The sequence below is a fragment of the Phaeobacter sp. JH20_02 genome, from assembly GCF_048056915.1.
Lineage (GTDB): Bacteria > Pseudomonadota > Alphaproteobacteria > Rhodobacterales > Rhodobacteraceae > Phaeobacter > Phaeobacter bryozoorum.
The window spans coordinates 125,297-150,154 of record NZ_JAYMVP010000029.1 but is presented as its reverse complement, the minus strand read 5'-3'; the positions used below and the strand labels follow the sequence as shown (position 1 = coordinate 150,154).

Here is a 24,858-nt window from a genome sequence, read left to right as displayed (position 1 = left end):
AAACAGGCCCTCGCCCCCCGTGCCCAAGGTATTCAGGTAGAGGCCGACAGAAGATTTTCAAATGAGCGGTTGGCGGCGCCGCTCGCGGGAGATGCACATCTGCGTGATCCAATGGCGCGCAAGCCGTCGCGCCGCCGGTAAACGATCCTAACCGAACCCCCACCACAAAAGAACAGAGAGGCCGCCACGGGGTGCGCGGGCGGCCTCTCGAAGGCATGTGCAGACATGTGGCTCTAACCCGCCCGATAGGCCCGCCGACGTTGGCGTGCCGCAATCAACCGTGCAGACGTTTCAGAAGCTCGCTCAGAGACGCTTTTTCACCAGCGCTGTATTTCGCCACGCGGCTGCGCCAAAGTGTTGCCTGCGACCGCAGGATCAGCCCGTCGGACATCAGCTTCAGATGGTTTGCCCGCAGGGTCTCCCCCGTTGATGTGATATCTGCGACCATTTCGGCGGTCTCGTTCTTGACGGTCCCTTCGGTCGCGCCCTGGCTATCAACCAGCTGATAGTCCGCGACACCGGCATCCATCAGGAATTCCCGTACCAGGCGATGGTATTTCGTGGCGATCCGCAACCGATGGCCGTGTTTGGCCCGAAACGCCGCTGCGACCGCGTCCAGATCGTCGATGGTCTCAACATCCACCCAGATCTGCGGCACAGCAAGGATCAGGTCAGCGTGACCAAAGCCGAGGCCTGCAATCTCTTCAACCTGCTGTTCCCAGAGCGGTAGTTTTTCCTGCACCAGATCAGTACCGGTGACGCCCAGGTGAATCCGCCCCGCTGCGAGTTCGCGCGGCATCTCACCGGCAGACAGCAGCACCAGATCGATGCCGTCGATCCCATCAACCGCACCGGCATATTCACGATCTGACCCGGTACGCGACAGGATGATGCCGCGTTTGGCAAACCATTCGAAGGTCTTTTCCATCAGCCGTCCCTTGGACGGCACACCAAGCTTCAGGCTCATGATTGTGCCCCTTCCAAGAGCAGCATCAGATCAGGACGAACGACGCCGCCGACGGCGGGGATCTCTGCTCCCTGCCCCAGCTGCCGTGTCAGCGCGTCATAGCGACCGCCGCTGGCAATCACCGGCAGATCGGGTCGCGCGTCGGCGTAAAACCCGAACACGAAACCATCGTAATACTCCATTGATGTCCGCCCGTAGGAGGCTTCGAAGTCAAGGCTGTCCACATCGATGCCTCGGGCTTTCATCGCGGCTGTCCGGGCGTCCAGCCGGTCAAGCGCCGGGTTGATCGCTGGCAGATCCACGGCGATATCGCGCAGCTGTTCCGAGGCATAGGGGATAGTCTCCCGCACCGCCATCAGCGCCTCAAGCGCGGCCAGCTCGTTCTCTGCAATCGGCGGGGCGGCTGCATCCGCACGCAATGCATCGACGCGCGCATCCACCTCCGCCGAGCGGCGTTTGCCAATCGCAGGCACTTGCCCGGTCAGAACGCCTTCGGTCGACAACAGCTTGCGACGGCTTTCGGCGACAGGCACGCGGCCAGCAAACTGGTCAAGCATCGCCCGGAACCGGCGCGGCCGCCAGATGTGGCGCATGAGCGCAGCCTTGCGCAGCCTGGTGGTGTTGAGCCCCTCCACCGCAGCCATCAGGATACCGATATCTCCGGTAGCCGCACGCACCGGCAAATCACGAAGCTGGAGCGCAATCAGCGCAAAAACTTCAGCATCAGAACCGGCGGCATCGTTGCGTTCGAAGACCTCATAGCCAACCTGAAGATATTCATTGGCGCGATCCTCGTCATGTTCCTGACGGCGGAACACATCGCCCGCATAGGTGTAACGCGCCGGTTCGGCGCCATGGCTCATGTGCATCTGCACCACCGGCACGGTGAAATCGGGGCGCAGCATCTGTTCCCCGCGCAGCGCATCGGAGGTCACATAGGCACGGGCGCGAATGTCCTCGCCATATAGGTCCAGCAGCGTTTCGGCAGGCTGTAGAAACGGCGGCTCGACCACCCTTGCCCCGGCGGCCTCGAAACTCATGCGCAGCCGCGCGGCCAGCGACAGAGCGCTCAGACGATCACCCATCGTTCAGCCCTGCCCTGCAAGGATTTCGCGCACCTTGGCGACCAGATCACCGCGTGGCACCTCAAACTGGCTCGGACGCTCTTTCCACTCTTCGAGGGTGGCGTTCTCGGCAATCTGCGCGCCGAGGATCAAATCCTTGATCTGCACCACACCGCGATCTTTTTCCTCACCGCCTTCGATCACCGCTATGGGCGAGTTCCGCTTGTCCGCGTATTTCAGCTGATTGCCGAAGTTCTTGGGATTGCCAAGATAGACCTCAGCCCGGATGCCTGCATTGCGCAGCTCGGCCACCATGGTCTGGTAATCCGCCATACGCGCCTTATCCATCACCGTCACCACAACGGGGCCGGTGGTCTTTGCCTCGATCCGGCCTTTCTCGCGCAGCGCGGCCAAGAGCCGGTCAACACCGATGGAGACGCCGGTCGCCGGGACTTCCTGACCCGTGAAGCGCTTCACCAGATCGTCGTAACGCCCACCGCCCGAAACCGAGCCGAACTGCCGTTTACGGCCCTTCTCATCCAGAATCTCGAAGGTGAGTTCGGCCTCGTAAACCGGGCCGGTATAATAGCCGAGGCCCCGCACGACCGAAGGGTCGATATCGATGCGGTCGGCGCCATACCCACCAGCGGCCAGCAGATCGCCGATCTGCTCCAGCTCGGCGACCCCCTCCGCGCCAATCGCACTACCCCCAATGGCGGCGCGCAGGTTGGCAAGGGTCTTGGCGGCGTCAGCGCCCTTGGAGCTCAGGAACGCCAGCACCGGCGCCGCTTGGTCATCCGACAGGCCAACCCCGTCAATGAAGGCGCCGGAGGCATCAAGACGCCCCTTGGTCAGCAGCTCGCGGACACCAGCCTCGCCCACCTTGTCGAATTTGTCGATGGTGCGCAGCACGTCGTCACGTTTGGCATCGCCCGCCTCAAGGCCCATCGCCTCAAGCACGCCATTCAACACCTTGCGGTTATTCACCCGCACCAGATAGTCACCGCGCGGAATGCCGACGGTTTCCAGCGTGTCGGACAACATCGCGCAGATCTCGGCATCGGCGGCCATGGAGGCGGTTCCAACGGTATCCGCGTCGCACTGGTAGAACTGGCGATAGCGGCCCGGACCCGGTTTCTCGTTGCGCCAGACCGGCCCCATCGCATAGCGGCGGTAAGGCGTCGGCAGATCATTGCGGTGCTGGGCATAGACCCGTGCCAGCGGAGCGGTCAGGTCGTAGCGCAGCGCCATCCAGTCGCCGTTGCCGCTTTCGTCATATTCCTGCCAGGCAAAGACACCCTCATTCGGGCGGTCAACATCGGGCAGAAACTTGCCCAGTGCCTCGACTGTTTCCACCGCCGAAGACTCCAGCGCATCAAACCCGTAATGATGATAGACACCCGCAATGGCCCGCAACATCTCGCTGCGCTGGCTCACCTCTTCGCCGAAATAGTCACGGAAGCCCTTCGGCGTGATCGCCTTGGGGCGGGGCTGTTTCTTGACTTTGGCCATCTTGGCCTCCTCGGGGTGTCAAATGGGTCAGATACTCGCCCGGCGGTCTAGCCCAAGGGCGGCCCAACAGCAAGGCGGCAGAGCGCGCAGGCCCTATGGCCGTGCCGTTGTTGCCTGATCTCCATGCAACCCAAAGCGGCGGCGTTGGCACAACCGAGCATGGACCCTGCACGCAACTGCCCCTATGACAGCGGCAGACCCGAAGGGAGAAACCGATGCAACATCTCGAAGAACAGATCGCCCACCTGACGCGCACCGTCGATGAGCTGAGCGATGTGGTCAACCGGCAGCAATCCGAGATTGACCGGCTGACCCATCGTGTCGCCATGCTGTTTCAGCGGGAAGCTTCACGCGAGCAGGACGGTGGCGGCGGGGTTGTCATTGGCGACGAACGTCCTCCGCATTATTAATCTCTCCCTCAGTCGGCGCCTGTCGCCCACGCCTGTGCTTAGCGCTCCTTCGACGTTGGCGAGGGTCTGAAAGACAGCAGCCGCAGCGCATTAAGCGTCACCAGGACCGTGGCGCCAGTGTCGGCCAGAATCGCGATCCACAGGCCCGTGATCCCCAGAACCGATGTCGCGAGAAACACGCCTTTCAGCCCCAGTGCCACGGCAACGTTCTGGCGAATATTCGTCAAAGTGGCGCGCGACAGGCGGATAATGCCGATCACATCGCTGACCCGGTTGCGCAAGATCGCGGCATCTGCGGTCTCAAGGGCCACATCGGTGCCAGACCCCATTGCGACACCAACCTGCGCTGTCGCAAGCGCGGGCGCATCATTGATGCCATCGCCGACCATCATGACCTGACCACGCTGTGTCAGCTCTTGCAGGGCCGCTACCTTGTCCTGCGGCATCAGCTCTGCACGGTGATCAATCCCCAGCTGGCCGGCGATGGCGGCTGCCGTGCGGGCATTGTCCCCTGTCAGCATCGTTGCGGTGATCCCCATCTGTCGGAGCGCGCGCATCGCTTCCACCGCATCTTCGCGCGGCTCGTCCCTGAGCGCGATCAATCCATATAGAACCTCGTCGCTGAACAGGGCGACAACGGTTTTCCCCTCGGCTTCAAGCTCGGCAGCCTGCACCATGGAAGCCTGCGCCATCACACCTGTTTCTGCGGCAAAGCGCGGCGATCCGACGGTGATGACAACCGACCCGAGCTTGGCAGAGGCCCCCTTCCCCGGCACCGCGTGGGCTTCCTGCACCGACGGAATATCTACCCCGGCTTCGACAGCCCGAGCATAGATCGCCTCGGCCAGAGGGTGGCTCGACTCCCGCTCGACCGCTGCGGCGAGTTGCAGAACGCTGCCCTCACTGCCCTGAACCACAACGATATCGGTGACCTGAGGTCGCCCACAGGTCAGCGTGCCTGTCTTGTCGAATGCAACATCGGTGGTGCGGGCGGCGGCCTCGATCACTGCGCCCCCTTTCAGAAGCAGCCCATGGCGCGCACCGGACGACAGCGCCGAAGCGATGGCAGCGGGTACGCTGATCACCAGGGCACAGGGACACCCGATCAACAACAGGGCAAGGGCGCGGTAGATCCATGTGTCCCAATCCATCGCGAAGACCAGCGGCGGCACCAATGCGACCAGCAGCGCGATACCCACGATGATCGGCATATAGATCCGGCTGAAGCGGTCGATGAAACGCTCTGTCGGCGCACGAGCGCTTTCTGCCTCTTCCACCAGCCGGATAATCCGCGAAATGGTGTTGTTGGCTGCGGAGCGGGTCACCCGCACCCGCAGCACCGCCTGGGTGTTGATTGATCCGGCAAAGACTTCGGATCCCGGTTCCTTGAGGCTGGGCACGCTCTCGCCCGTCACCGGACTTTCGTCGACGCCCGAGATACCGTTGATCACTTCGCCATCCGCAGGCACGCGGTCACCTGGGCGCACCACGACAATCTGCCCCTCCCGCAGGCGATCTGCGGCGATCTCCTCCAGGGTGTCACCACCTTCAAGCAGCGCCGTCTTTGGCACCAAATCCGCAAGCGCCCGGATACCATCCCGCGCCTTGTTGGCAGCCAGGCCTTCGAGTATCTCACCCACGGCAAAGAGAAACACCACCAGTGCTGCCTCTTCGGCAGCACCGATAAACAGGGCGCCAATCGCTGCGATCGACATCAGCATTTCAATGGTAAAGGGCATCCCCGCCCGCAGCATCGCAAAGGCACGCCGCGCCACAGGAGCCACTCCGATCAGGGTCGCCAGCATGAACGCCCAGAGACCAACCGTAGGCGATGCCAGCAGCTTAATGCTCCAGGCCAGCGCCAGCAGCAGCCCCGTCACCAGCAGTAATTGCCCCTTGGCACTGTGATACCAAGGCGGGGCCACTGCATCGGCGGCATCGGCGTGCTGTACGCCGCAACAGCAGGGCGCAGAGGTGCCAGCTGGTGCAGTGCTGCTTGCCGTGACACCAAACCCCAGCCCGCGCACCGCCTTCTCGACAGCCATCACCGAGCCTTGGCGTGGATCAAGCTCCAGGCGCAGCCGCTCCGACATCATGGCGACCTCGACGCCGCTGACACCCGGCAGTCGCTCAACCGCGCCACGCACCTTGGTCGCGCAGGACCCACAGTCCATTCCGGTTACCCGCCACTCCAGCTGCTCAATCGCATCCCTAGCCATTCCAATGTCACCTTTTTTGTCATCACATCGTGTCGGCTGCTTATGTAATTGCTACAGCAGCTGGAGCTTCAAGCGCTTTCTTCAGAAAAATCTGATCCGAAAACAGCAGTATTCGGGATGTGCCGCAACGGTCTTCTTGGGGCCGGGCAGAAAGCCGCTAGGCTGACAGCAAGGTCGCGACATCATCCGACATTACCCGACAGGAGGCCCGCCATGCTGAAAGGAATTCGTGTAATCGAGATCGAAGGGCTGGGCCCTGCGCCCTTCGCCGCGATGATGCTGGCGGATCTTGGCGCGGATGTCATATGCGTTCACCGCAAAGGCGAGGGCGCGGGTTTGATGCCTGCACATCCGATCATTGATCGCGGCAAACGCTCCATCACGCTGGATCTGAAATCGCCGGCTGACGTCGAAACGCTGCTGCATCTCGTCGAGAATGCCGATGCGCTGGTCGAGGGCTTTCGACCCGGTGTTATGGAGCGGCTGGGGCTGGGGCCGATCACATGTCACGCCCGCAACCCCGACCTCATTTATGGGCGTATGACCGGATGGGGGCAGGATAGCGCCTTGGCCGAAACCGCCGGTCACGACCTGAACTATATCGCGCTGTCCGGGGCGCTTTGGTATGATGCAACGCCCGGCACCCCTCCCCAGCCACCGGCGACTTTGGTGGGCGATATCGGCGGTGGCGCGCTTTATCTGGTCGCGGGTATTCTGGCAGCGCTGGTAAGGCGCGAAACCCGTCACGGCGACACGCCAGCCGGATGCGTCGTCGATGCCGCGATCTACGATGGCTCGGCCCATATGATGAACCTGTTGATGACGTTGCAGCAGGCCGGACAGTTCAGCAGCCAGCGTGGGAGAAGCCTGCTGGATGGGCCGCATTGGAGCCGCTGTTATGTCTGCGCCGATGGCGGGTACATCAGCGTGCAATGTCTGGAACCACAGTTTTACGCCGAGTTTCTGTCGCGCCTCGATCTGAGCGAGGATGCCCAATTCGCCCGGCAGCACGACAAAAGCCTCTGGCCGGTGCTGGGCGCAAGGCTGGCCGGTATCTTTGCCGCGCAGCCGCGCGACCACTGGGACAGGCTATTCAAGGGCAGCGACGCCTGCGTGGCACCGGTATTGTCACCCATCGAGGCAGAGGCACATCCGATGAACCAGCGCAGGACCTGGGTAACAGCTGAGAATGGCCTCCAGGCCGCTGCGGCGCCACGGTTCTCTGGTCAGGACAGCTGGGAGGTCCCACCGGCCCCGGCACGTGGCCAGCACAATTCCGAGATACTGGCGGAGCTGAGGCAACGGCAGCGCTAGGATCAGCTGTCTTTCTTGGCCTTCTCCGCCGCTGCTTTCATCCGCGCCAGGAGTTCGGCTTTGGTTTCGCGCGCACCATAGGGGTTCTTGGCGCTGCCCTTGGCATTATGCTCCTGATGACGCGGGCTGTTTTTGCCCATTCTGGGGGCTCCAGATTTCTTGTAATCCATCGACTTGCCCTTTCGGCGTGAGTGGAAAACGCGCTGATGCCGCAATTGGCCTCAGCGCGCAAGACGAACATGATCGCCGGACAGCTCTGTTCGGCCCGGTCAGCTGCCGCGCACCGCGTCGATCATCCGTTGCACATTGTCCGGATCGGCATCCGGGGTGATCCCGTGGCCGAGGTTAAAGATATGCGGCCCCTTGCCGAAAGCTTTGACGATACGGTGGGTGTCATCAATCAGCTCCTGCCCCCCCGTCACCATATGGCGCGAGGCAAGATTGCCCTGAACACAGCCGTCAACCTGCACATTGGCCGCCGCCCATTCGGGGTCAACGGAGTTATCAAGCGCCACACAATCGACACCCGTCGCCCTGGCAAAACCGACATATTTTTCCCCCGCCTCACGCGGGAAACCGATCACAGGAATTTCGGGATGGCGCTGTTTCAGCGCGGCAGTGATCTGGCGGCAGGGAGCCAATGCGTATTTCTCAAACGCCTCGCCACTCAGCGATCCTGCCCAGCTGTCAAAGATCTTGACCACTTCGGCACCGGCTTTGATCTGCATCGAGAGATATTCGATCGTCGCCTCAGTGATACGGTTCAGCAGCGCTTCAAACAGCGGATTTTTTTCCTGACGCAGCAGATGCGCAGGCCCCTGATCCGGCGTGCCGCGTCCCGCGATCATATAGGTCGCGACGGTCCAGGGCGCTCCGGCAAAGCCGATCAGCGTGGTTTCGCGGGGCAAGGCAGCCGAGAGCAGCCGCACGGTTTCATAAATCGGGTTCAGCGTCTCATGGATGTCGCTGACCGGTCCCAACTTGGCAAAATCGCTCTCCGTTGTGACCGTCGACAGGCGCGGCCCCTCGCCGGTCACGAACCAAAGATCAGCCCCGAGTGCCTGCGGCACCAAGAGGATATCGGCAAACAGAATCGCTGCATCGAAACCGTAGCGACGGATCGGCTGCAGCGTCACCTCAGTCGCCAGTTCCGGATTATAGCAGAGCGACAGAAAGTCGCCGGCCTCAGCCCTGGTGGCGCGGTACTCGGGCAAATAGCGGCCCGCCTGGCGCATCATCCAGATCGGCGGCACATCCTGTGTCTCGCCCGCCAATGCGCGCAGCAGCTTCTTCTGTTCGGCCATGATCACCCTCATATCTGTGTTGCATCTGAGGTCTAGCCTTGGCGGCAAATTGTCAAGGGCAGCAGGACCGGTGCTTGTCATGGCATTATGTCGCTATTAAGGGTCGATATATGACACAGATCGATCTGCCCTCCCCCGCTTCGCCCCTGAAAATCGGCACCCGCGGTTCGCCTTTGGCGCTGGCCCAGGCCCATGAAACCCGCGCCCGGCTCATGGCCGCCTTCGATCTGCCACAGGACGCATTCGACATTGTCGTGATCAAGACCAGCGGTGACAATCAGGCGCTGATCGCGGCAGATAAACCGCTGAAGACATTGGGTGGCAAGGGGCTGTTCACGAAGGAGATCGAAGAGGACCTGCTGTCCGGTGCCATCGACATTGCAGTGCATTCCATGAAGGACATGCCCGTAGCGCAGCCTGCGGGGTTGCTGCTGGACACCTATCTGCCGCGTGAAGACGTGCGTGATGCTTTCATCTGCGCCAATGTCTCATCCATCGCGGAGCTGCGCGAAGGCGCCGTTGTCGGCACCTCCTCACTGCGGCGGCGCGCACAGCTTCTGCATCGGCGTCCCGATCTCAAGGTTGTGGAATTTCGTGGCAATGTGCAGACACGGCTGACCAAACTGCGCGATGGTGTGGCCGAATGCACCTTTCTGGCGATGGCCGGGCTCAACCGTCTTGGCGCCGATCAGGTTCCTGCAACCGCCATCCCCCCAGAAGACATGCTACCCGCCGTCGCCCAGGGTGCCATTGGCATTGAGCGCCGACAGGGCGATAGCCGTATCGGTGATATGCTGGCGGCTCTGCATGACCGCGAGACCGGGCTGCGCCTGACCGCCGAGCGCGCATTTCTTGCCGCGCTGGATGGCTCTTGCGAGACCCCGATCGCTGGTCTTGCGACGTTGGAGGGCAACAGCCTGAGGCTGCGCGGCGAAGTCCTGCGCCCTGACGGATCGGAAGCGATCAATGACGATCAGACCTGTGCGCTCGAAGACGGTGCGGAGCTGGGCCGCGAGATGGCCGCGAAACTTCTGGCGCAGGCCGGAGCGGGCTTTTTCGACTGGAAGCACCAGGATCGGCAGTAGAATGCGAGGCGCTGCCTCGCGCTCCGGGATATTTTGAGCCAGAAGATGGCCCGGCCGGTGCAGCTCAGATCTGCCCCGACCAGCGCAGCCAACGCTCTGGCCCGCCGCCAAAGACGTTGAGGTCGACGTTGCCAGTGATCCCGGGCACGCGTCCGGTGCCGGTATATTGCCAGAACCGCCAGAGCGCACCGGGATAGGTGACATGCGGGTGATCCGCGACCGAGCGCAACCAGAACTCAGTATCCCGCAGGCGGCCGATGCTGGTCTCACGGTAGAAATCCACCGTCGTGTAGAGCACAGGCCGCTGGCCATAATGCGCTTCCAGAAGGTCCAGAAACCGCTTTGCCTCCGCCCGCACCCTGGCGCCGGAGGGACGTTTGGTGCAGGTGCGAGAATGCGGCGTCCACTCCATGTCCAGCACATGCGGCAGGGCCGCGCTGTCGCGGGGGACATGACGGATGAACCAGCGCGCCTGTTCCGCGGCCGGGCGGCAGAAGTAGAAGTAATGATAGGCGCCGCGTTTGACGCCCGCCTGTCGTGCGGCACGCCAGTGATCGCGGAATTTCGGATCGGTGAGATCACCGCCTTCTGTTGCCTTCAGATAGGCAAAGCTGATGCCTGCAGCCCGAACCCGGCGCCAGTCGATGTCCCCCTGCCAGCGTGAGACGTCGATGCCATGGATGGGGTACGACCATGGCGTGCGCCCGTCCCAAGGGTGCGGATCGCTGTCGGCGAATTTAGGGTGGGTGATCAGCCGCGCCCGCGCCGCGGCAAGGCTGGCGGTGGTTTCTCCGGGCTGCACCGGCTGGCCTATTGGCGGTGTCGGTGGCGCAACCGGTGTTGTTCGGCCGCTACAAGCGGCAAGGACCATCATCCCTGCAAGCACCCACCAAAATCTGCTCATCCCGACCTGCCCGATCTCTGCGATTTTCGCTTTGGTTCAGTAAAGCCCGCCAGCCCGTTCAGAGCAATGATCAAGACAGCGCGCCCGCGCCATCAGCAGGAGATCGCGCGCCCTGATCAGACCCATTTCGCCATCGGCGGCAGGCTCATCAGGACCGCATTGGCGTCATGGCCGGTTTCCAGGCCGAATTTGGTGCCGCGGTCATAGACCAGATTATACTCGGCATAGAGGCCGCGATGGACCAGCTGGACGTCTTTCTCCGCTGCGCCAAATGCCATCGGCCTGCGTTTTTCGACCAACGGCAGATAGGCAGGAAGGAAGGCGCGGCCAATATCCTGCGTCAGGGCGAAATCCGCCTCCCAGTCGCCGCTGTTGCGGTCATCCATGAAGATGCCGCCAACCCCGCGCGCCCTCTGCCGGTGAGGGATGTAGAAATACTCATCCGCCCAGACCTTGAGCTGGGGATACAGCCCGGCGCCATGGGCCGCCAGGTGCTGTTCCTGCATGCGGTGGAAATGGGCGGTGTCCTCATCGTATTCGATACATGGATTCAGGTCAGACCCCCCGCCAAACCACCAGGCATGCGGGGTCCAGAACATCCGCGTGTTCATATGGACCGCGGGGGCATGGGGGTTCTGCATATGTGCCACAAGAGAGATGCCAGAGGCCCAGAAGCGCGGATCGTCCTTCATCCCCGGAATGCCCTTGCGCGCCGCCATGGCATTCTGCGCGCGCTCACCCAATGTGCCGTAGACCTCAGAGATATTCACGCCGACCTTTTCAAAGACGCGACCGCCGCGCATCACGCTCATCAGGCCACCACCGGCATCACTGCCATCCTCGGCAGAGCGCGTGGTTTCGCTGACCTCGAAACGGCCGGCAGGCTGATCACTGAAAGGGCCGCTGGCATGGCTGTCTTCCAGCGCCTCGAAGGCGGCCACAATCGTATCACGCAAGGATCTGAACCAAGCTGCCGCTCGGGCTTTTTCGTCGATCATTTCAATGCTCATCTGGTCGCCTATATGCGCAAAGGTGAAAGCCGCTTAATGGACCGGCACCGCGACAGTGTCCAGCAGCGTGCGGCCACCGTCCAGGGTAACGATCTGGCCGGTCATAAAAGCCGCCGCGTCAGAGGCCAGGAACTGCGCCGCCTCGGTAAGTTCACTGGGAGAGGCAATACGCCCCAAGGGGGTATGGCGTTCGATATCCTGCCGATAGGCGCGATTATCCTTGAGCGTCGCCTGCATCGACGCGCTCATTACAGAGCCGAACGCAATGGAGTTGACCCGGATCCTATGAGGGGCCAGCGAAACCGACAGCGACCGGGTCAACTGATCAAGCGCAGCCGAAGCCACACAATAGGCCAGCAGTTCCGGGTGCGAGCGGCGCGCGGCGATGGATGACAGGTTGATGATGGCGCCATTGGGCCCGCCATTGTCGCGTTGCTCACCCTGTTTGATCATCCGCCGTGCGACCTGTTGCGACAGGCGCATGGTCGGCAACAGCGTCTCGTTGAGCAGCAGCTCCATCGACTTGTCTTCCGGGTCGAGCGGATCGGTCGGCACCACCTGCCGTGCGCCATTGACCAGGATGTCGATATCGTCGAAGGCATCAATGGTTGCCGACAAAAGATTGGCAATGGTCAGCCGTTCCCGAAGGTCCCCGGCAAAGTACCGGATATTGCTTTCATCCGCTTGCGTGCCAAGCTCGCTCAGCAGCGCCGCCTCATCGGTATCGGCAAACATGACATTGGCACCGGCTGCTGCGAATTGCTTGCCAATGGCAAGACCGATGCCGCTGGCCGAACCGGTGACGATGGCCGTTTTGCCGGAAATGGAAAAAGACATGAATGATCTCCGTCAGGATCCGGGGGGCGCCACGGCACCACCCCGTTTTTCAGCAACCTAGACTGCCGACAGAAACAAAGGAACCACCCTTTGTGTTTGGTCGTTGTCAGCGACGGTGACGACGCGGTCGGCTGGCCCGCAGAACCTTGAACCGATTGTCCCCGGCGACCTCATCGACTGTTACGAACTGCTCGGCAAGCGTCGCCTCATAGGGCAGATGCCGGTTTGCAACAATCCAGAGCGACCCTGACGGTGCCAGCATACCGGACGCCGCAGTGATAAACGCCTGTCCGAGCGACGGTTCTGCCGTGCGCCCGGTGTGGAACGGCGGATTGGAGATGACGCAATCAACCCGTTCTGGCGCAGACCAGCTGCGGGCATCGGCCCAGTGGAAGTGGGCGCGGGGATCGCTGACGTTCTTTCGCGCACAGCTGAGGGCATTATGATCGGCCTCAATCAGATGCAGCGCCGTCACGCCCTCGCGTTGCAGGATCGCAGCGGCGAGATAGCCCCACCCGGCCCCAAGATCGACCACATTGCGGCCCAGCTTCTCCGGCAGTGCGGCGACCAGCAGAGCCGAAGCCGGATCAATGCCATCGGCGGAGAACACACCGGGAGCCGTCTGAAAACCACCCTCGACCTGGGCAGCTGCGCCCTGCCAGTCCGCCAGATCGGAGTGCGTCGCGTCGAACCAGAACGCCTTGCCGTGTGCCTTTGATATCGGGGCCGACACTTCGGTGCGGGCACGCAGCGCCTTCAGCACCGAATCGATCCCATCGGTCTTGCCACCATCGACAAGCACGGGGCCGTCGCAGACCTCGGCGGCCTTGGCCAGCAGCGCGCGCGCCAGAGCCTTCGCCCGTGGCAAGAGAACAACCGCTGCCGCGAATCGCTCGTCCGCAGGCAGTTCGGGCACGCAATCGTAGCCTTGGCCCGCCAGCGCAATATGATCGGGCGCAAAGGGTTGTACGATCAGCAGCCGCTCTTTTGGCAGCGCCGACAGGTCAAGGTCGGACAGCGGGTGAAACACAACGATGCGGCCGGAGTCGGGCACGGAAAATCCGCCCGTCTCGACGGCCAGGGACAGGCGAACAGACATCTAAAAGCCTCTTTTTATTCTTCTTTTTCCATCGTGCATTGCAACGGATGCTGATGGCGGTGGGCAAAATCCATCACTTGCCCCACTTTTGTCTCGGCGATCTCATGGCTGAAAACGCCGACCACCGCGACGCCTTTCTTGTGAACGGTGAGCATCACTTCGAAGGCCTCGGCATGGGTCATGCTGAAGAACCGTTCCAGCACCATGACCACGAACTCCATCGGAGTGTAATCGTCATTCAGCAACAGCACCTTGTAGCGCGGCGGACGCTGCGTTTTGGGTCGGGTCTTGGTCAGGACACCGAGATCGGTATCGTCATCTGAATGATCCGACATCATAACTGGCGTATGCAGCATTGGCACAGACTTCCGATCGTGGATGGATTTTGATGTCCCGCTTATATAGCCTTTCTGATGGATAGGAAAAGAGATTGAGAGTGTCGGATTGACTCGAAAATTGACAACAATTGGCTTCGATGCCGATGATACCCTTTGGCATAATGAACGATTTTTCCGCATCACCCAGGACCGCTTTGCCGAATTGCTGATGGATCACGTTCCCGATGATCTCGATTCGCAGGCTTTGGGGGAGCGGCTGCTGGCAGCGGAAAAACAGAACCTCGGGCGTTATGGATATGGCGTTAAGGGGTTCACCCTGTCGATGATTGAAACCGCCATTGACGTGACAGAGGCCCAAGTGCCTGCCTGCGTCATACAGGAGCTGATCACCGCCGGGCAGATGATGCTATCCTACCCTATCGAGTTGCTGGAGAACGCGCGGACAGCGGTTGAAGCTCTGGCCGACAGCCACCGGGTGGTGCTGGTCACAAAAGGCGACCTGCTGGATCAGGAGCGCAAGCTGGCGCAATCCGGGCTGGGTGATCTGTTCGACGGGGTCGAAATCGTCTCGGAGAAGACGCCGCAGATCTATGCCGATATTTTCCTGCGCCACGGCGATGGCGCGGAGCGGGCGATGATGGTTGGCAATTCCATGCGTTCGGACGTGGTCCCGGCAATCGAGGCAGGCGGCTGGGGCACATATGTGCCGCATGGATTGATCTGGGAGGTCGAGTTTGCTCCGGCGCCGACCCATAGCCCTCGATACACCGAAATCGCGGATCTGGGCGCACTGCCCGCGCTGGTGGCTGAGATCGGCTGATCCGCGCTATCGCGACTCTCGCCTTCACCACTCAACAAACGGACACACCAATGCCCCACGCCGAAATCAAATACAGCAGCGATCTGGATCTCGACATCCCCGCGATCCTGGCAGAAATCGAACAGGTCATCCTATCCCACGACGATGGGGCCGGTGATTGCAAGGGACGCGGCTATCCGACCGACGCCTATCATCACAGCCATGTTGTGGTGAAGGTCTCCGTTCTGGTTAAACCCCATCGCGATGCCGCATTTTCCAACAGGCTGCTTGCGGCGTTGAAAACCGCAATCACAGCACGAATCTCCACCCCCTGCGCCTTCTCTCTGGAGCTGGCCTACACGGGGCCTTTCTACACGACAGGACCGCATCACCCCTGACAGACTCGCTGATTCAGCCCGTCATGCCCTGCTGGAATCGCTCAATGGGCGGCGTGTCGGCCGTGCCTTGTTGCAGCAGGGCACCAGACGCAGGCGTGCAACCGCCAATAGCACGCGCCGCAGCAATTTTTTTCGCTAACACTTCCTTAACCAACCGCCGATCTAGTGGTCATCATTGCAGCGCACCACTAGATGTCGAAGAGCAAACTCTGAACTCGATTTTTCCTTAAAAACCGGGCTGTTTATTCCAAAGTGACCCTGTGCTACGCTTTTTTAATACAGGCAAAAACGTCAGTCGGAAAACCGGCGACAAGAGGCAAAAATGGCAGATATCGTGCAGGTCAGGCGGACTCCGCTGATCCGCGCTTTGCGGGTGTATTCCCGTTTGGGGCGTTGGGTCTTGGGACTGGTTATTTTCCTATCGATGGTCGCAACTGCGCCGCCCAGTGCGATGGCAGCCCCCTATGCCGCGATGGTCATCGACGCCCGGACGGGCGAAGTCCTGCACTCCCGAAATGCAGACACCCGGCTGCACCCGGCCTCTCTGACCAAGATGATGACGCTCTATATTGCGTTTGAAGCCATTCGCAACGGCGAGATTAGCCTCGATACAGAGGTGAAGATCAGCCGTAACGCCGCATCCGAGCAACCGTCGAAACTGGGTTTGAAGGCCGGACAGCGCATCGCCTTTCGCTACCTAATTCGGGCCGCTGCCGTAAAATCCGCCAATGATGCCGCCACTGCCATTGGCGAGACACTCGCCGGATCGGAAGCCGCCTTCGCCCGCCGCATGACCCGCACGGCCAAGGCGCTTGGGATGTCTCGCACCACCTTCAAGAACGCCCATGGCCTCACCCAGAACGGGCATCTGTCCACCGCGCGTGACATGACCACGCTCGGGCGGCATCTGCTCTATGATTATCCCGAGTATTACAATCTGTTCTCGCGCCGTTCGGCGGATGCCGGTGTGCGCAACGTGCCCAACACCAACCGTCGTCTTCTTGCGGCCTATCGCGGTGCCGACGGGATCAAGACCGGCTACACCCGGGCCGCAGGTTTCAATCTCGTCGCCTCCGCAGAACGTGGCAACGAAAGGATCATTGCCACTGTTTTTGGCGGCAAATCATCAACCTCTCGTAATGCCAAAGTCGCTGAACTCCTCGATCTTGGGTTTCGCCGCGCGCCAAGCAGCGCCAAATTGCGGCGGCCGGCGCGCCCGCCCTATCAGGGCAATCGTGGTCTTGGCACCCAGCTGGCCAGCGCTGACGAACCGGCTGCCGACGGGGCGGCGGGCAAGACCATTCGCGTCTCGGGTCTGGTGAAAACCAGCCTGCGCCCCAAACGCCGTCCAGGCGCCGCTGAACCTGAGGCCGCAACGGTGCTGGCTGAGGCTCAGACCGAGGCTGAGACTGAGACGACCACCAGCGAAATCCCAGCAGCAGAGGCACCGCCGAAGCTGGATCGCGATGTTCTACAGGCCAGCATCACGGCGGCCATCGCCGAGGCAGAAATCGTAGCGGCCGTAGCCGAACAAACGGCTGCTCCGATTGCCAGACCACGCCCCTTTGTAGGTCTGCGCCCCATGGCCCGTCCGGCACGGCTGGCCACGAACCAGACCGCAGCCGAGCCGGAACCCGTGGTTGTCACCCGGCTCTCGACCTCGGGCGGGCGCTACTGGGGTATCAACGTGGGCCGCTACGGCAGCCGCTATCAGGCCGAAAAAGTGCTGCTGCGCACGGCACTTGCCGAAATGGCAACCCTCGATGGCAGCCTGCGCAAAGTTGTTAAGACACCTCGTGGCTTTGATGCCAATTTTCTTGGCATGACCAAGGAGAGTGCGGCCCTCGCCTGCCGCCGCCTCTCTGCCCGCAACATCACCTGCGAAACGGTCGGCCCCTCCTGAAGCGGGCCACAAAGCCAATAGGAAAAGGCGCCAGAAGGCGCCTTTTCTTTTGCAGGTCCGTGCCATCACGCGAGCGTTCAATCACGGCTTGGGGTGATCATCCCATTCGTCGCTGAGAATCCTGCGCGCATCACCTTCTGGATCGTCATATTGGTTCGAGCGCACAGTATAGAGAAAACCGACAAGTCCCACGCCCCCCAGGAAAAGGGAGATCGGTATCAGATAGGTAAGTACGCTCATCTTGGCTCTCTTGAATTGGGCTGCCGGTCGCCTGCGGTCATCATCAGCGCAGGCGCAACGCGTTCAGGGATACTGTAATCGACGATGTCGACATCGCCAAGGCAGCCACAAGAGGGGTCGCAAGCCCTGCCACAGCCAAGGGAACCGCGATCACGTTGTAGAGTGTCGCAATGCGAAAGTTCTCGCGAATGCGTCGGGTTGCCTTCTGCGCGACATTGCAGGCCTCGGCTATGGGGGCCAGATCCTGTCCCAGCAGAACGATATCCGACGCAACCCGCGCTGCATCCAGCGCCGAAGCGGGCGAAATGGACACATGTGCTGTCGCCAACGCAGCAGTGTCATTCAAACCATCACCGACCATCAGCACCCGGTGGCCCGCGCTGGACAAGGCCGAGACCTGATCGCATTTATCCTGCGGCAAGGCGGAGGCCATCCAGTTCTGGATCCCGAGGTGGCCTGCAAGTTCGCTCACCGCTCCTTCAGTGTCACCCGAAATCAGCCAGACGTCCTTCCCCGCCGCCTGCAACGCTTCTACCGCCGCAGCGGCGCCGGGACGCAGACTATCCGAAAACGTCAAAGCCTGTGGCGCACCATCACCGCGATCAAGATAGGCGGCGGTCTTCTGCCCCGGCGCCGCGCCAACCCATGCCGCGCGCCCCAGACGCACCCGCTGCCCCCCGTGCTGCCCCTCGGTGCCAAATCCCGGCACCTCTTCCTGCCTTGTCAGCAACGCAGGCTCAATCCCGGCCTGTTCCGCAGCACGGCAGATTGCAACCGACAGCGGATGATCAGACCCCTGTGCCAGCGCATAGGTCAACCGCTGATCTGGCAGAGACAGCTGGTCGAAGTCATCACATTGAGGGTTGCCATTGGTCAGCGTGCCGGTCTTATCGAACACTACGATATCGACCTCAGCGAGACGTTCCAGCGCAGTTGCGTGTTTGATCAACATGCCTTTCTTGAACAGCCGCCCCGAGGCCGCAGTTGTCACCGCAGGGACCGCCAGCCCCAGCGCGCAGGGACAGGTGATGATAAGCACTGCAGCGGCAATATTCAGCGCCACTCGCATGTCGAAGGTAAAGAGATACCAGCCAAGGAAGGCCAGCGCGGACAGGATATGAACCCCGGGCGCATATAGCTTCGCCGCGCGATCCGCCAGCGACGTATAGCGTGACCGCCCGGACTCTGCGATGGCGACCAGATCGGCAAGCTGATGCAGGGAGCTCTCGGCCCCGACGGCGGTCGCGCGCACAACCAAGGGTCCGGTCAGATTGACCTCACCCGCCGAAACAAGGCTCCCAACTTCGGCAAAAACCGGCAGCGTTTCACCGGTGAGCAAAGAGCGATCCAGTTCCGACTGCCCGTCCAGGACGACACCATCCACAGGCATCCGACCGCCCGGGCGTACCAGAATACGATCGTCAATGGCCAGATCGGCAACGGCAACCTCCGCCGGTTGCCCGGCCTCATCCAGCCGCAGGGCGCGCGGGACCTCCAGTGCCGCCAGTTCCTCGGCAGCAGAACGCGCCACGGCGCGGGTACGATGGTCCAGATAGCGACCGGCCAGCAGGAAGAACGTCAATGTCAGCGCCGCGTCGAAATAGGCGTGTTCACCAGAGAGCGAGGTCTCCCACAGAGAGGTCACCAGCGCCAGGACGATTGCCAGAACAATCGGCACATCCATATTGAGCCGCCCCACCCGCAAAGCCTGCCAGGCGTTGCGAAAAAAAGGCTGCCCGGCGAAGATGATCGCCGGGAAGGTGATCGCCGCAGAGATCCAGTGGAACATGTCACGGGTTGCATCGCTTGCCCCTGACCAGACCGAGACTGACAGCAGCATCACATTCATCGACGCGAAGAAGGCCACCGCCAGACGCATCAGCAGCTCACGTCCCGCCTGATCGGTCTCGGTCGCGCCCAACGCCGACAGGTCAAGCTCGTGCGCCTCGAACCCAAGCTGTTCCAATACTGGCACCAGATCAAGCGCACGCACCTCGGGATCGGCCTCAATCAGCGCGCGTTTCAGAGTGAGATTGACCCGAGCGCTCCGCACGCCCGGCACCGCATTCAGACCCCGCTCCACCGTGGAGATGCAGGCCTGACAATGAATACTGGGCAGCGACAGGGCCAGACGTGCCTCGGTCGGCGCCTGCTCAACCGCGCCGTTTGGCGCTGCGACGCAGCCGGGGCATGCGGCCAGTTGGGGGCCAAAGGCGGTGCTCATGGCCAGTTACCGCGCCACATGCAGGATGACCCGCTGCGTGAATTCGGTGCCATCCTCGGCCCGGGCCACCATTCGGATGTTCCAATTGCCCGCGCTCAGCTGCGCAGCTGCGACATAGGCCGTACCGTCAAAGCGAAAATCAGGTGTCTGATCATCCTTCACATGGGTGGCACGGCCGAGTGTCGCTGCCAAATGTGCCACCTCAACCGGTGCGCCATTGGCATCGGTGATCTCCAGTTTCACCTGATCCCCGGCGGCCGAGGCATAGACTGACCAGCCCAGAGCCTGCTGCGCATCGCGACGGGCATCGAAGCTCTGGCTTGCGACATAGCTGTTCTTGACCTCCAGCCCGGGAAACGTCCGCACCGCATTGACCGCCAGCGCGATATTGACAGCGATAATCACGGTGAAGGCGCCGCCGAAGATCATAAGCGCGTGCCAGCCGGTGAACTGTCGTGTCGGTTTGCCCTCGGTCATTGGCTGCTCCCGTTCCCGTTAAAGCTGGTATCCTTATACGCACGTTCGCCATTGTCGATATCTGCAACCCAGATCCGCACCGGCGTGCTGCGCGCTGCGGCGGCATCGGCGGATTTCGGTGCCACGATATAAACGCGCTGAAGCAGGCTGGTATCGGCAGGCACCGTGACGATCGAGCCATCAATGCCTTCCAGCGTGAGCTGCATGCCTGGCGCTCCCTTGATCGAAAGTTCAAACGGGCGTGGCTCTCCAGTCTTGTTCCGCAACCGCACATCATAAGTGTTTCGGATCGAGCCGTCCGAGAGCGTCACAAAGGTCGGGTTGCGCACCGGGGCCACCGTCAACTCGATGTCCGAACGGATGAACAGGGCAAACAGGAGCGCCAGACCAACGCCCCCCCAGAGTGCCGTATACATCAGCGTGCGCGGGCGCAGGATATGCTTCCAGATGTTCTTGGGCGGATGACCAGCGCGCTCATTCGCCTCGTCACTGAGCGCCATATAATCGATCAGCCCGCGCGGCTTACCGATCCGTTCCATCACATCATCGCAGGCGTCTATGCAAAGCGCACAGGTGATACATTCCATCTGCTGACCATCGCGGATGTCGATCCCCATCGGGCAGACGTTGACGCAGGCCATACAGTCGATGCAATCGCCGTGGACCAGCCCCGGCTCATCGGTCTTGCGCGGTTTGCCGCGCGGCTCTCCCCGCCATTCGCGGTAGCCGACGGTCAGCGTATCCTCGTCCATCATCGCCGCCTGAATGCGTGGCCAGGGGCAGGCGTAGATACAGATCTGCTCACGCGCAAAACCACCGAACAGGAAAGTGGTCCCGGTCAGGATGGCAATAGTGGTATAAGCGACCGGGTGCGCATTCCCGGTGACAAGATCATGCAGCAGCGTCGGTGCATCTGCAAAATAGAAGACCCAGGCCCCCCCGGTTGCGAGACCAATCAACAGCCAGAGCACCCACTTGGTGATCCGCAGACGCGCCTTGCGAAAATCCAGCTTCTGTTGGCGGTGCAGGCGAAGGCGCGCGTTCCGATCCCCCTCGACCCAGCGCTCGACCAGGATGAACAGATCCGTCCAGACCGTCTGCGGGCAGGCATAGCCGCACCAGACACGCCCCAGCGCCGAGGTGAACAGAAACAACCCCAGCCCTGCCATGATCAGCAAGCCCGCAACGAAATAGAACTCATGCGGCCAGATTTCGATCCAGAAGAAGTAAAACCGCCGATTGGCCAGATCCAGCAACACCGCCTGATCGGGCAGCGCCGGACCACGGTCCCAGCGGATCCAAGGCGTCAGGTAGTAGATCCCCAGCGTTACCGCCATGATATACCACTTCAGGTTACGAAACGCGCCGGACACGCGGCGGGGGAAAATCGGCTCTCTGGCGGCATATAGGCTGGGGGCGGGATCGGAATCGCTCACGGACTCACTCCAAATCTTGCATTGTTGCAGCGGTTGTCCCAGATGCGCCCCGGACGAACCTTGACGTGGATCAAACGCGTATGCGGAACACATCTTTGCCGTCGCGACGACATCGTCAACCGGGCGCGGCATTCCGTCCGAAACCACGGCGCGCCCAATAAATCCATAAAGTAGAGGCCTTTGCGCTCCTCTCCCCGCGGTCGGCCGCGTCGCCACGTCGCAGATGTGACACCAGGGCGCAGCCGCGAAATGTCACCGGTCCCGCGCTCCGGGAACAAGCCTAGCGTGATTGTGGCCAGCGGGATAGAACCCAATCGGCTGAGCAACCGGCACCGCATATGGAGATGAACGCTTGGGATAGCGAGAGCGTCGGCTTTTCAGGAAACGCGCGAACAGATCGAAAAGCCGACGCTGGGTCCGTTTCCCTGCAAGACAGGTGGCGGACTGGACGGCCACCGGCGCTGGAAAGGGCACATCGGTGGCACTGTCTGATGAGGCAAGACTATCCGGCATCCCGTCCATTGTATTTGACCGGGATCAAAGACCGGCCAAAATCTACTCTCCCTCTGTTGAATACGGGCCGGTGTCCGCGGCAAGAAGCGGACTGGAGAACTGCGGCTCCAATGTACTGCTCCCACCTGGCAGTACCGGCACCTGCCCGCGACGGATCCCGGCGACCCGATGGTTCATCCAATGACGAATGGCATTCCGATAGAGCCAACCGCGTATGCCGCGCAGGTCCTGCCGGTGGCGGGCGTAGAAGGCATCCGGGCTATCGAACACACCAAGATCTGCATTGATCCCGGTTTTCTGAATATAGGTGTCGCGCCCTTGCCATGCGACCATCGGCGCTTGCAGGCAATCGGTGCCAGCGCCATAGCCACATAGCGTGTCGCGCCCCGGAAATGCCGCCTGCAAAGCCCCGAGCACGCCCTGATCCAGGATGAAACCCTCCAGGTTGATCCATTGGCCGTCCAACTGAACCTCAACCCAGGAATGCAGGATATTGCGCGGAGCCATCCAATACACCAGTTCGGGTACAACACCGCGCTGGAGGCTCTTATCAATGGTGAAGCCATGCAGACGACACGGAATGCCAAGCGCCCGCAGCAGCGCCATCAGCAAGGTTGCCTTGGTATTGCATTGGCCGTAGCCGTCCGCCAGAACCTGCGATGCTGTCCGCGTATCAGCGATGTTATAGCCAAACAGAATATCATTGCGGACGTAGGTATAGGCGGCGCCGATCCGGTCAGCGGGTGCGAGCTGCTGCCAGCCACGCTCTGAAATCAAAGCAGAAATTGCTGGCGCGGTGATATCCAGCATAGAGGTTGCGGTAAGGAAGCGGGTATCTGACATGGGGTCACCTATCTGGTTGCCCCACCCTGCTAAACTCTACAGCAACTGTAGCTTCAAGCAAAAAATCCGCCACCACTCACCTTATCAAAACACAGATGGGGCCGCCCGAAGGCAGCCCCAGAGATTATATCTAGCGACACGAAACAGGCAGAGCTATTCGCCGCCACCCAACTGGTGCACATAAGCCGAAACCGCGCGGATCTGCGCCTCGGTCAGACGCGTGTTCCAATTTGGCATGACCCCGTAACGTGAATTGTGGACGGTCTCTGTCAGGGTTGCGTAATCCCCGCCATAGAGCCAGATGGCATCGGCCAGGTTCGGAGCGCCCTGCGAACGGTCACCGGTACCGTCCTCCATGTGGCAGGAGGCGCAATTGTCGGCAAAGACCACCGCGCCCGCCTCCACCTTCGTCGCATCCTGAGGATCGCCCGAAAGCGACATCACGAAGTTCACGACCTGATCAATCTGTTCCTTCTCCAGCAACTCATCGCGACCAAAGGCCGGCATCTCCGAATAACGCGCCTCGTCGCTTTCTTCGTTGCGGATCCCATGGGCGATCGTCGCGTGGATATCCTCGATCGATCCGCCCCAAAGCCAATCGTCATCCAACAGGTTCGGATACCCTTTGGCCCCGGCGGCACCGGCACCGTGACACTGGGCGCACCAGGTCTTGAACACCGCAGAACCAGCCGAGACCGCGTAGCCGTTCAGCTCGGGATCGGTGGAAATCGACGCAAGCTCAATCTCCTCAAGGCGGCTGTTGATCGGGGCATTCGCCTCGTTCACCGCGGCGATTTCTTCTGCCACCAGCGCCCGCGAGTTCCAGCCCAACACACCGGCAGTCGCAGACTGGATGCCCGGCCAGGCCGGATAGGCGATGGTATAGCCAATGCCCCAGATAATGGTCGCGTAAAAGGTCCAGAGCCACCAACGTGGCATCGGGTTGTCGAACTCCTCGATCCCGTCCCAGCTGTGGCCGGTGGTATTCGGATCGTCCTCGAACTTCTTCACTTTCTTGCTCATGACCGCGCCTCCTTGGCTTTACCCATTTCTGGGGCGGGTTTGTCTTCATGCCGGAAGGGGATGTTGGCGGTGTCCTTGTAGACCTTGCTGCTGCCGGGGCGGAACGCCCAGATCACAACAGCCAGGAAGAACACGAACAGAAAGAGCAACATCCAGCTGTCCGCAAATTCCCGAAGCAGAGTGTAGATATCCATGCCTGCCTCCAATCAGCGGTTGGCTGCGGGGGTGAAGGTTGAGAAATCAACCAAAGTCCCCAGCATTTGCAGATAAGCGATCAGCGCGTCGGCCTCGGAGATCCCCGGCTGACCGTCGAAATTGCGGACGCTGACCTTCTCGCCATAGCGCTCCAGAAGCCCGTCATAATCGGCGTCGGGATTGCTCTGGGCGCGGAAGTCGGCCTCTGCATTTTCCAGCATCTCGTCGGAATAGGGCACACCGACAAAAGCGTTCGCCGCCATCACATCGCCGATGTATTCGCCGTCAATCCGGTTGTTCTCAAGGAAGCCATATTTGGGCATCACCGATTCCGGGACAACCGACTGCGGGTCGCGCAGGTGATCCACGTGCCATTCGTCAGAATAGCGGCCACCCACACGGGCCAGATCCGGGCCGGTCCGTTTGGACCCCCACTGGAAGGGATGGTCATACATCGACTCCGCTGCCAGCGAATAAGGACCGTAACGTTCCACTTCGTCCCGCATGGGGCGGATCATCTGGCTGTGGCAGACATAGCAGCCTTCGCGGATATAGATGTCACGCCCGGCCAGCTCCAGCGGGGTGTAGGGGCGCATGCCTTCCACCTCTTCGATGGTGTTTTCCAACCAGAACAGCGGTGCGATCTGGACCAGCCCACCGATGGTGACAACCAGAAAGCTGCACACCAGAAGGAGGGTCGCATTGGTCTCGAGGATTTTATGTTTGTCGAGAATTGCCATTGTC

The 24,858-nt window shown here is 61.3% G+C and carries 25 protein-coding genes; 6 read left to right on the top strand and 19 right to left on the bottom strand.

The annotated features are described in order from the left end of the window. Window positions 1–274: 274 nt before the first annotated feature. The 3 genes from hisG to hisS are packed head-to-tail and all read right to left on the bottom strand — an operon-like array spanning window position 275 to window position 3,543. Window positions 275–967, bottom strand: coding sequence for an ATP phosphoribosyltransferase (gene hisG, locus VWY34_RS18920; RefSeq protein WP_340546740.1), 693 nt, complete (start codon window positions 965–967; stop codon window positions 275–277). Beyond that, window positions 964–2,052 carry an ATP phosphoribosyltransferase regulatory subunit gene (locus VWY34_RS18915; RefSeq protein ID WP_416545220.1) on the bottom strand — a complete coding sequence of 363 codons (1,089 nt, stop codon included), beginning with the start codon at window positions 2,050–2,052 and terminating at the stop codon, window positions 964–966. Before VWY34_RS18915 ends, hisG begins: the two co-directional genes overlap by 4 nt. 3 nt (window positions 2,053–2,055) lie before the next feature. Then, on the bottom strand, window positions 2,056–3,543 hold the full coding sequence (hisS, locus tag VWY34_RS18910) for a histidine--tRNA ligase (protein WP_416545218.1): 1,488 nt from the start codon (window positions 3,541–3,543) through the stop codon (window positions 2,056–2,058). A gap of 215 nt (window positions 3,544–3,758) precedes the next feature. Here hisS and VWY34_RS18905 point away from each other — a divergent pair, with 215 nt between their 5' ends. Further along, the gene (locus VWY34_RS18905; protein ID WP_340546737.1) at window positions 3,759–3,953 is read left to right on the top strand and encodes a SlyX family protein; all 195 of its coding nucleotides are present in this window, start codon (window positions 3,759–3,761) and stop codon (window positions 3,951–3,953) included. Window positions 3,954–3,991: 38 nt separating this feature from the next. On the opposite strand, the gene VWY34_RS18900 is transcribed toward VWY34_RS18905, so the two are convergent. Continuing rightward, window positions 3,992–6,172 carry a heavy metal translocating P-type ATPase gene (locus tag VWY34_RS18900; RefSeq protein WP_416545216.1) on the bottom strand — a complete coding sequence of 727 codons (2,181 nt, stop codon included), beginning with the start codon at window positions 6,170–6,172 and terminating at the stop codon, window positions 3,992–3,994. A 213-nt stretch (window positions 6,173–6,385) separates the two neighbouring features. On the opposite strand from VWY34_RS18900, the gene VWY34_RS18895 reads away from it, so the two are divergent. Beyond that, complete coding sequence (locus tag VWY34_RS18895) at window positions 6,386–7,486, top strand: CaiB/BaiF CoA transferase family protein (protein ID WP_416545214.1); 1,101 nt, start codon at window positions 6,386–6,388, stop codon at window positions 7,484–7,486. A gap of 2 nt (window positions 7,487–7,488) precedes the next feature. On the opposite strand, the gene VWY34_RS18890 is transcribed toward VWY34_RS18895, so the two are convergent. Both VWY34_RS18890 and hemE read right to left on the bottom strand, forming a co-directional pair. Next, window positions 7,489–7,626: a hypothetical protein gene (locus VWY34_RS18890; RefSeq protein WP_340546850.1), complete on the bottom strand. Its 138-nt coding sequence runs from the start codon at window positions 7,624–7,626 to the stop codon at window positions 7,489–7,491. A 129-nt stretch (window positions 7,627–7,755) separates the two neighbouring features. After that, complete coding sequence (gene hemE, locus VWY34_RS18885; protein ID WP_416545335.1) at window positions 7,756–8,790, bottom strand: uroporphyrinogen decarboxylase; 1,035 nt, start codon at window positions 8,788–8,790, stop codon at window positions 7,756–7,758. A 110-nt stretch (window positions 8,791–8,900) separates the two neighbouring features. Here hemE and hemC point away from each other — a divergent pair, with 110 nt between their 5' ends. Continuing rightward, complete coding sequence (gene hemC / locus VWY34_RS18880; RefSeq protein ID WP_340546733.1) at window positions 8,901–9,875, top strand: hydroxymethylbilane synthase; 975 nt, start codon at window positions 8,901–8,903, stop codon at window positions 9,873–9,875. A 64-nt stretch (window positions 9,876–9,939) separates the two neighbouring features. Here the strand turns inward: hemC and VWY34_RS18875 are convergent, their stop codons facing one another. The 5 genes from VWY34_RS18875 to clpS all read right to left on the bottom strand — a co-directional run bounded on the left by VWY34_RS18875 (window position 9,940) and on the right by clpS (window position 14,081). Then, complete coding sequence (locus VWY34_RS18875; protein ID WP_416545212.1) at window positions 9,940–10,779, bottom strand: GH25 family lysozyme; 840 nt, start codon at window positions 10,777–10,779, stop codon at window positions 9,940–9,942. A 116-nt stretch (window positions 10,780–10,895) separates the two neighbouring features. Further along, on the bottom strand, window positions 10,896–11,789 hold the full coding sequence (gene hemF / locus VWY34_RS18870; RefSeq protein WP_416541121.1) for an oxygen-dependent coproporphyrinogen oxidase: 894 nt from the start codon (window positions 11,787–11,789) through the stop codon (window positions 10,896–10,898). A gap of 33 nt (window positions 11,790–11,822) precedes the next feature. Then, entirely contained in the window at window positions 11,823–12,626 is an 804-nt protein-coding gene (locus tag VWY34_RS18865) for an SDR family NAD(P)-dependent oxidoreductase (protein WP_340546730.1), read from the bottom strand. Between the two features lie 106 nt (window positions 12,627–12,732). Further along, on the bottom strand, window positions 12,733–13,725 hold the full coding sequence (locus VWY34_RS18860) for a class I SAM-dependent methyltransferase (RefSeq protein ID WP_416545210.1): 993 nt from the start codon (window positions 13,723–13,725) through the stop codon (window positions 12,733–12,735). A gap of 14 nt (window positions 13,726–13,739) precedes the next feature. Beyond that, the gene (clpS, locus tag VWY34_RS18855; protein WP_416545208.1) at window positions 13,740–14,081 is read right to left on the bottom strand and encodes an ATP-dependent Clp protease adapter ClpS; all 342 of its coding nucleotides are present in this window, start codon (window positions 14,079–14,081) and stop codon (window positions 13,740–13,742) included. 88 nt (window positions 14,082–14,169) lie between these two features. On the opposite strand from clpS, the gene VWY34_RS18850 reads away from it, so the two are divergent. The 3 genes from VWY34_RS18850 to VWY34_RS18840 all read left to right on the top strand — a co-directional run bounded on the left by VWY34_RS18850 (window position 14,170) and on the right by VWY34_RS18840 (window position 17,163). Beyond that, on the top strand, window positions 14,170–14,883 hold the full coding sequence (locus tag VWY34_RS18850; RefSeq protein ID WP_416534605.1) for an HAD family hydrolase: 714 nt from the start codon (window positions 14,170–14,172) through the stop codon (window positions 14,881–14,883). A 50-nt stretch (window positions 14,884–14,933) separates the two neighbouring features. Continuing rightward, the gene (locus VWY34_RS18845) at window positions 14,934–15,260 is read left to right on the top strand and encodes a hypothetical protein (protein ID WP_416534606.1); all 327 of its coding nucleotides are present in this window, start codon (window positions 14,934–14,936) and stop codon (window positions 15,258–15,260) included. A 322-nt stretch (window positions 15,261–15,582) separates the two neighbouring features. After that, complete coding sequence (locus VWY34_RS18840) at window positions 15,583–17,163, top strand: D-alanyl-D-alanine carboxypeptidase family protein (protein WP_416545206.1); 1,581 nt, start codon at window positions 15,583–15,585, stop codon at window positions 17,161–17,163. Window positions 17,164–17,244: 81 nt separating this feature from the next. Here the strand turns inward: VWY34_RS18840 and ccoS are convergent, their stop codons facing one another. From ccoS to ccoO, 8 genes are all read right to left on the bottom strand, one after another. Beyond that, window positions 17,245–17,403 (bottom strand): cbb3-type cytochrome oxidase assembly protein CcoS, encoded by a 159-nt coding sequence (gene ccoS / locus VWY34_RS18835; protein ID WP_024095921.1) that lies wholly within the window; start codon window positions 17,401–17,403, stop codon window positions 17,245–17,247. A 43-nt stretch (window positions 17,404–17,446) separates the two neighbouring features. Beyond that, the gene (locus VWY34_RS18830) at window positions 17,447–19,627 is read right to left on the bottom strand and encodes a heavy metal translocating P-type ATPase (protein ID WP_416545204.1); all 2,181 of its coding nucleotides are present in this window, start codon (window positions 19,625–19,627) and stop codon (window positions 17,447–17,449) included. A 6-nt stretch (window positions 19,628–19,633) separates the two neighbouring features. Next, on the bottom strand, window positions 19,634–20,104 hold the full coding sequence (locus VWY34_RS18825) for a FixH family protein (RefSeq protein WP_340546723.1): 471 nt from the start codon (window positions 20,102–20,104) through the stop codon (window positions 19,634–19,636). Next, window positions 20,101–21,540: a cytochrome c oxidase accessory protein CcoG gene (gene ccoG, locus VWY34_RS18820; protein WP_340546722.1), complete on the bottom strand. Its 1,440-nt coding sequence runs from the start codon at window positions 21,538–21,540 to the stop codon at window positions 20,101–20,103. The genes VWY34_RS18825 and ccoG overlap by 4 nt, the downstream gene beginning before the upstream one ends. Window positions 21,541–22,095: 555 nt before the next feature. Then, entirely contained in the window at window positions 22,096–22,896 is an 801-nt protein-coding gene (locus tag VWY34_RS18815; RefSeq protein WP_416545202.1) for a transglutaminase-like domain-containing protein, read from the bottom strand. A gap of 153 nt (window positions 22,897–23,049) precedes the next feature. After that, window positions 23,050–23,919, bottom strand: coding sequence for a cytochrome-c oxidase, cbb3-type subunit III (gene ccoP / locus VWY34_RS18810; protein WP_416545200.1), 870 nt, complete (start codon window positions 23,917–23,919; stop codon window positions 23,050–23,052). Continuing rightward, entirely contained in the window at window positions 23,916–24,113 is a 198-nt protein-coding gene (locus VWY34_RS18805; protein ID WP_340546719.1) for a cbb3-type cytochrome c oxidase subunit 3, read from the bottom strand. Before VWY34_RS18805 ends, ccoP begins: the two co-directional genes overlap by 4 nt. A 12-nt stretch (window positions 24,114–24,125) precedes the next feature. Then, a complete protein-coding gene (gene ccoO, locus VWY34_RS18800) occupies window positions 24,126–24,854 on the bottom strand; it encodes a cytochrome-c oxidase, cbb3-type subunit II (RefSeq protein WP_340546718.1) in 729 nt (242 codons plus the stop codon). Between the last annotated feature and the right edge of the window lie 4 nt (window positions 24,855–24,858).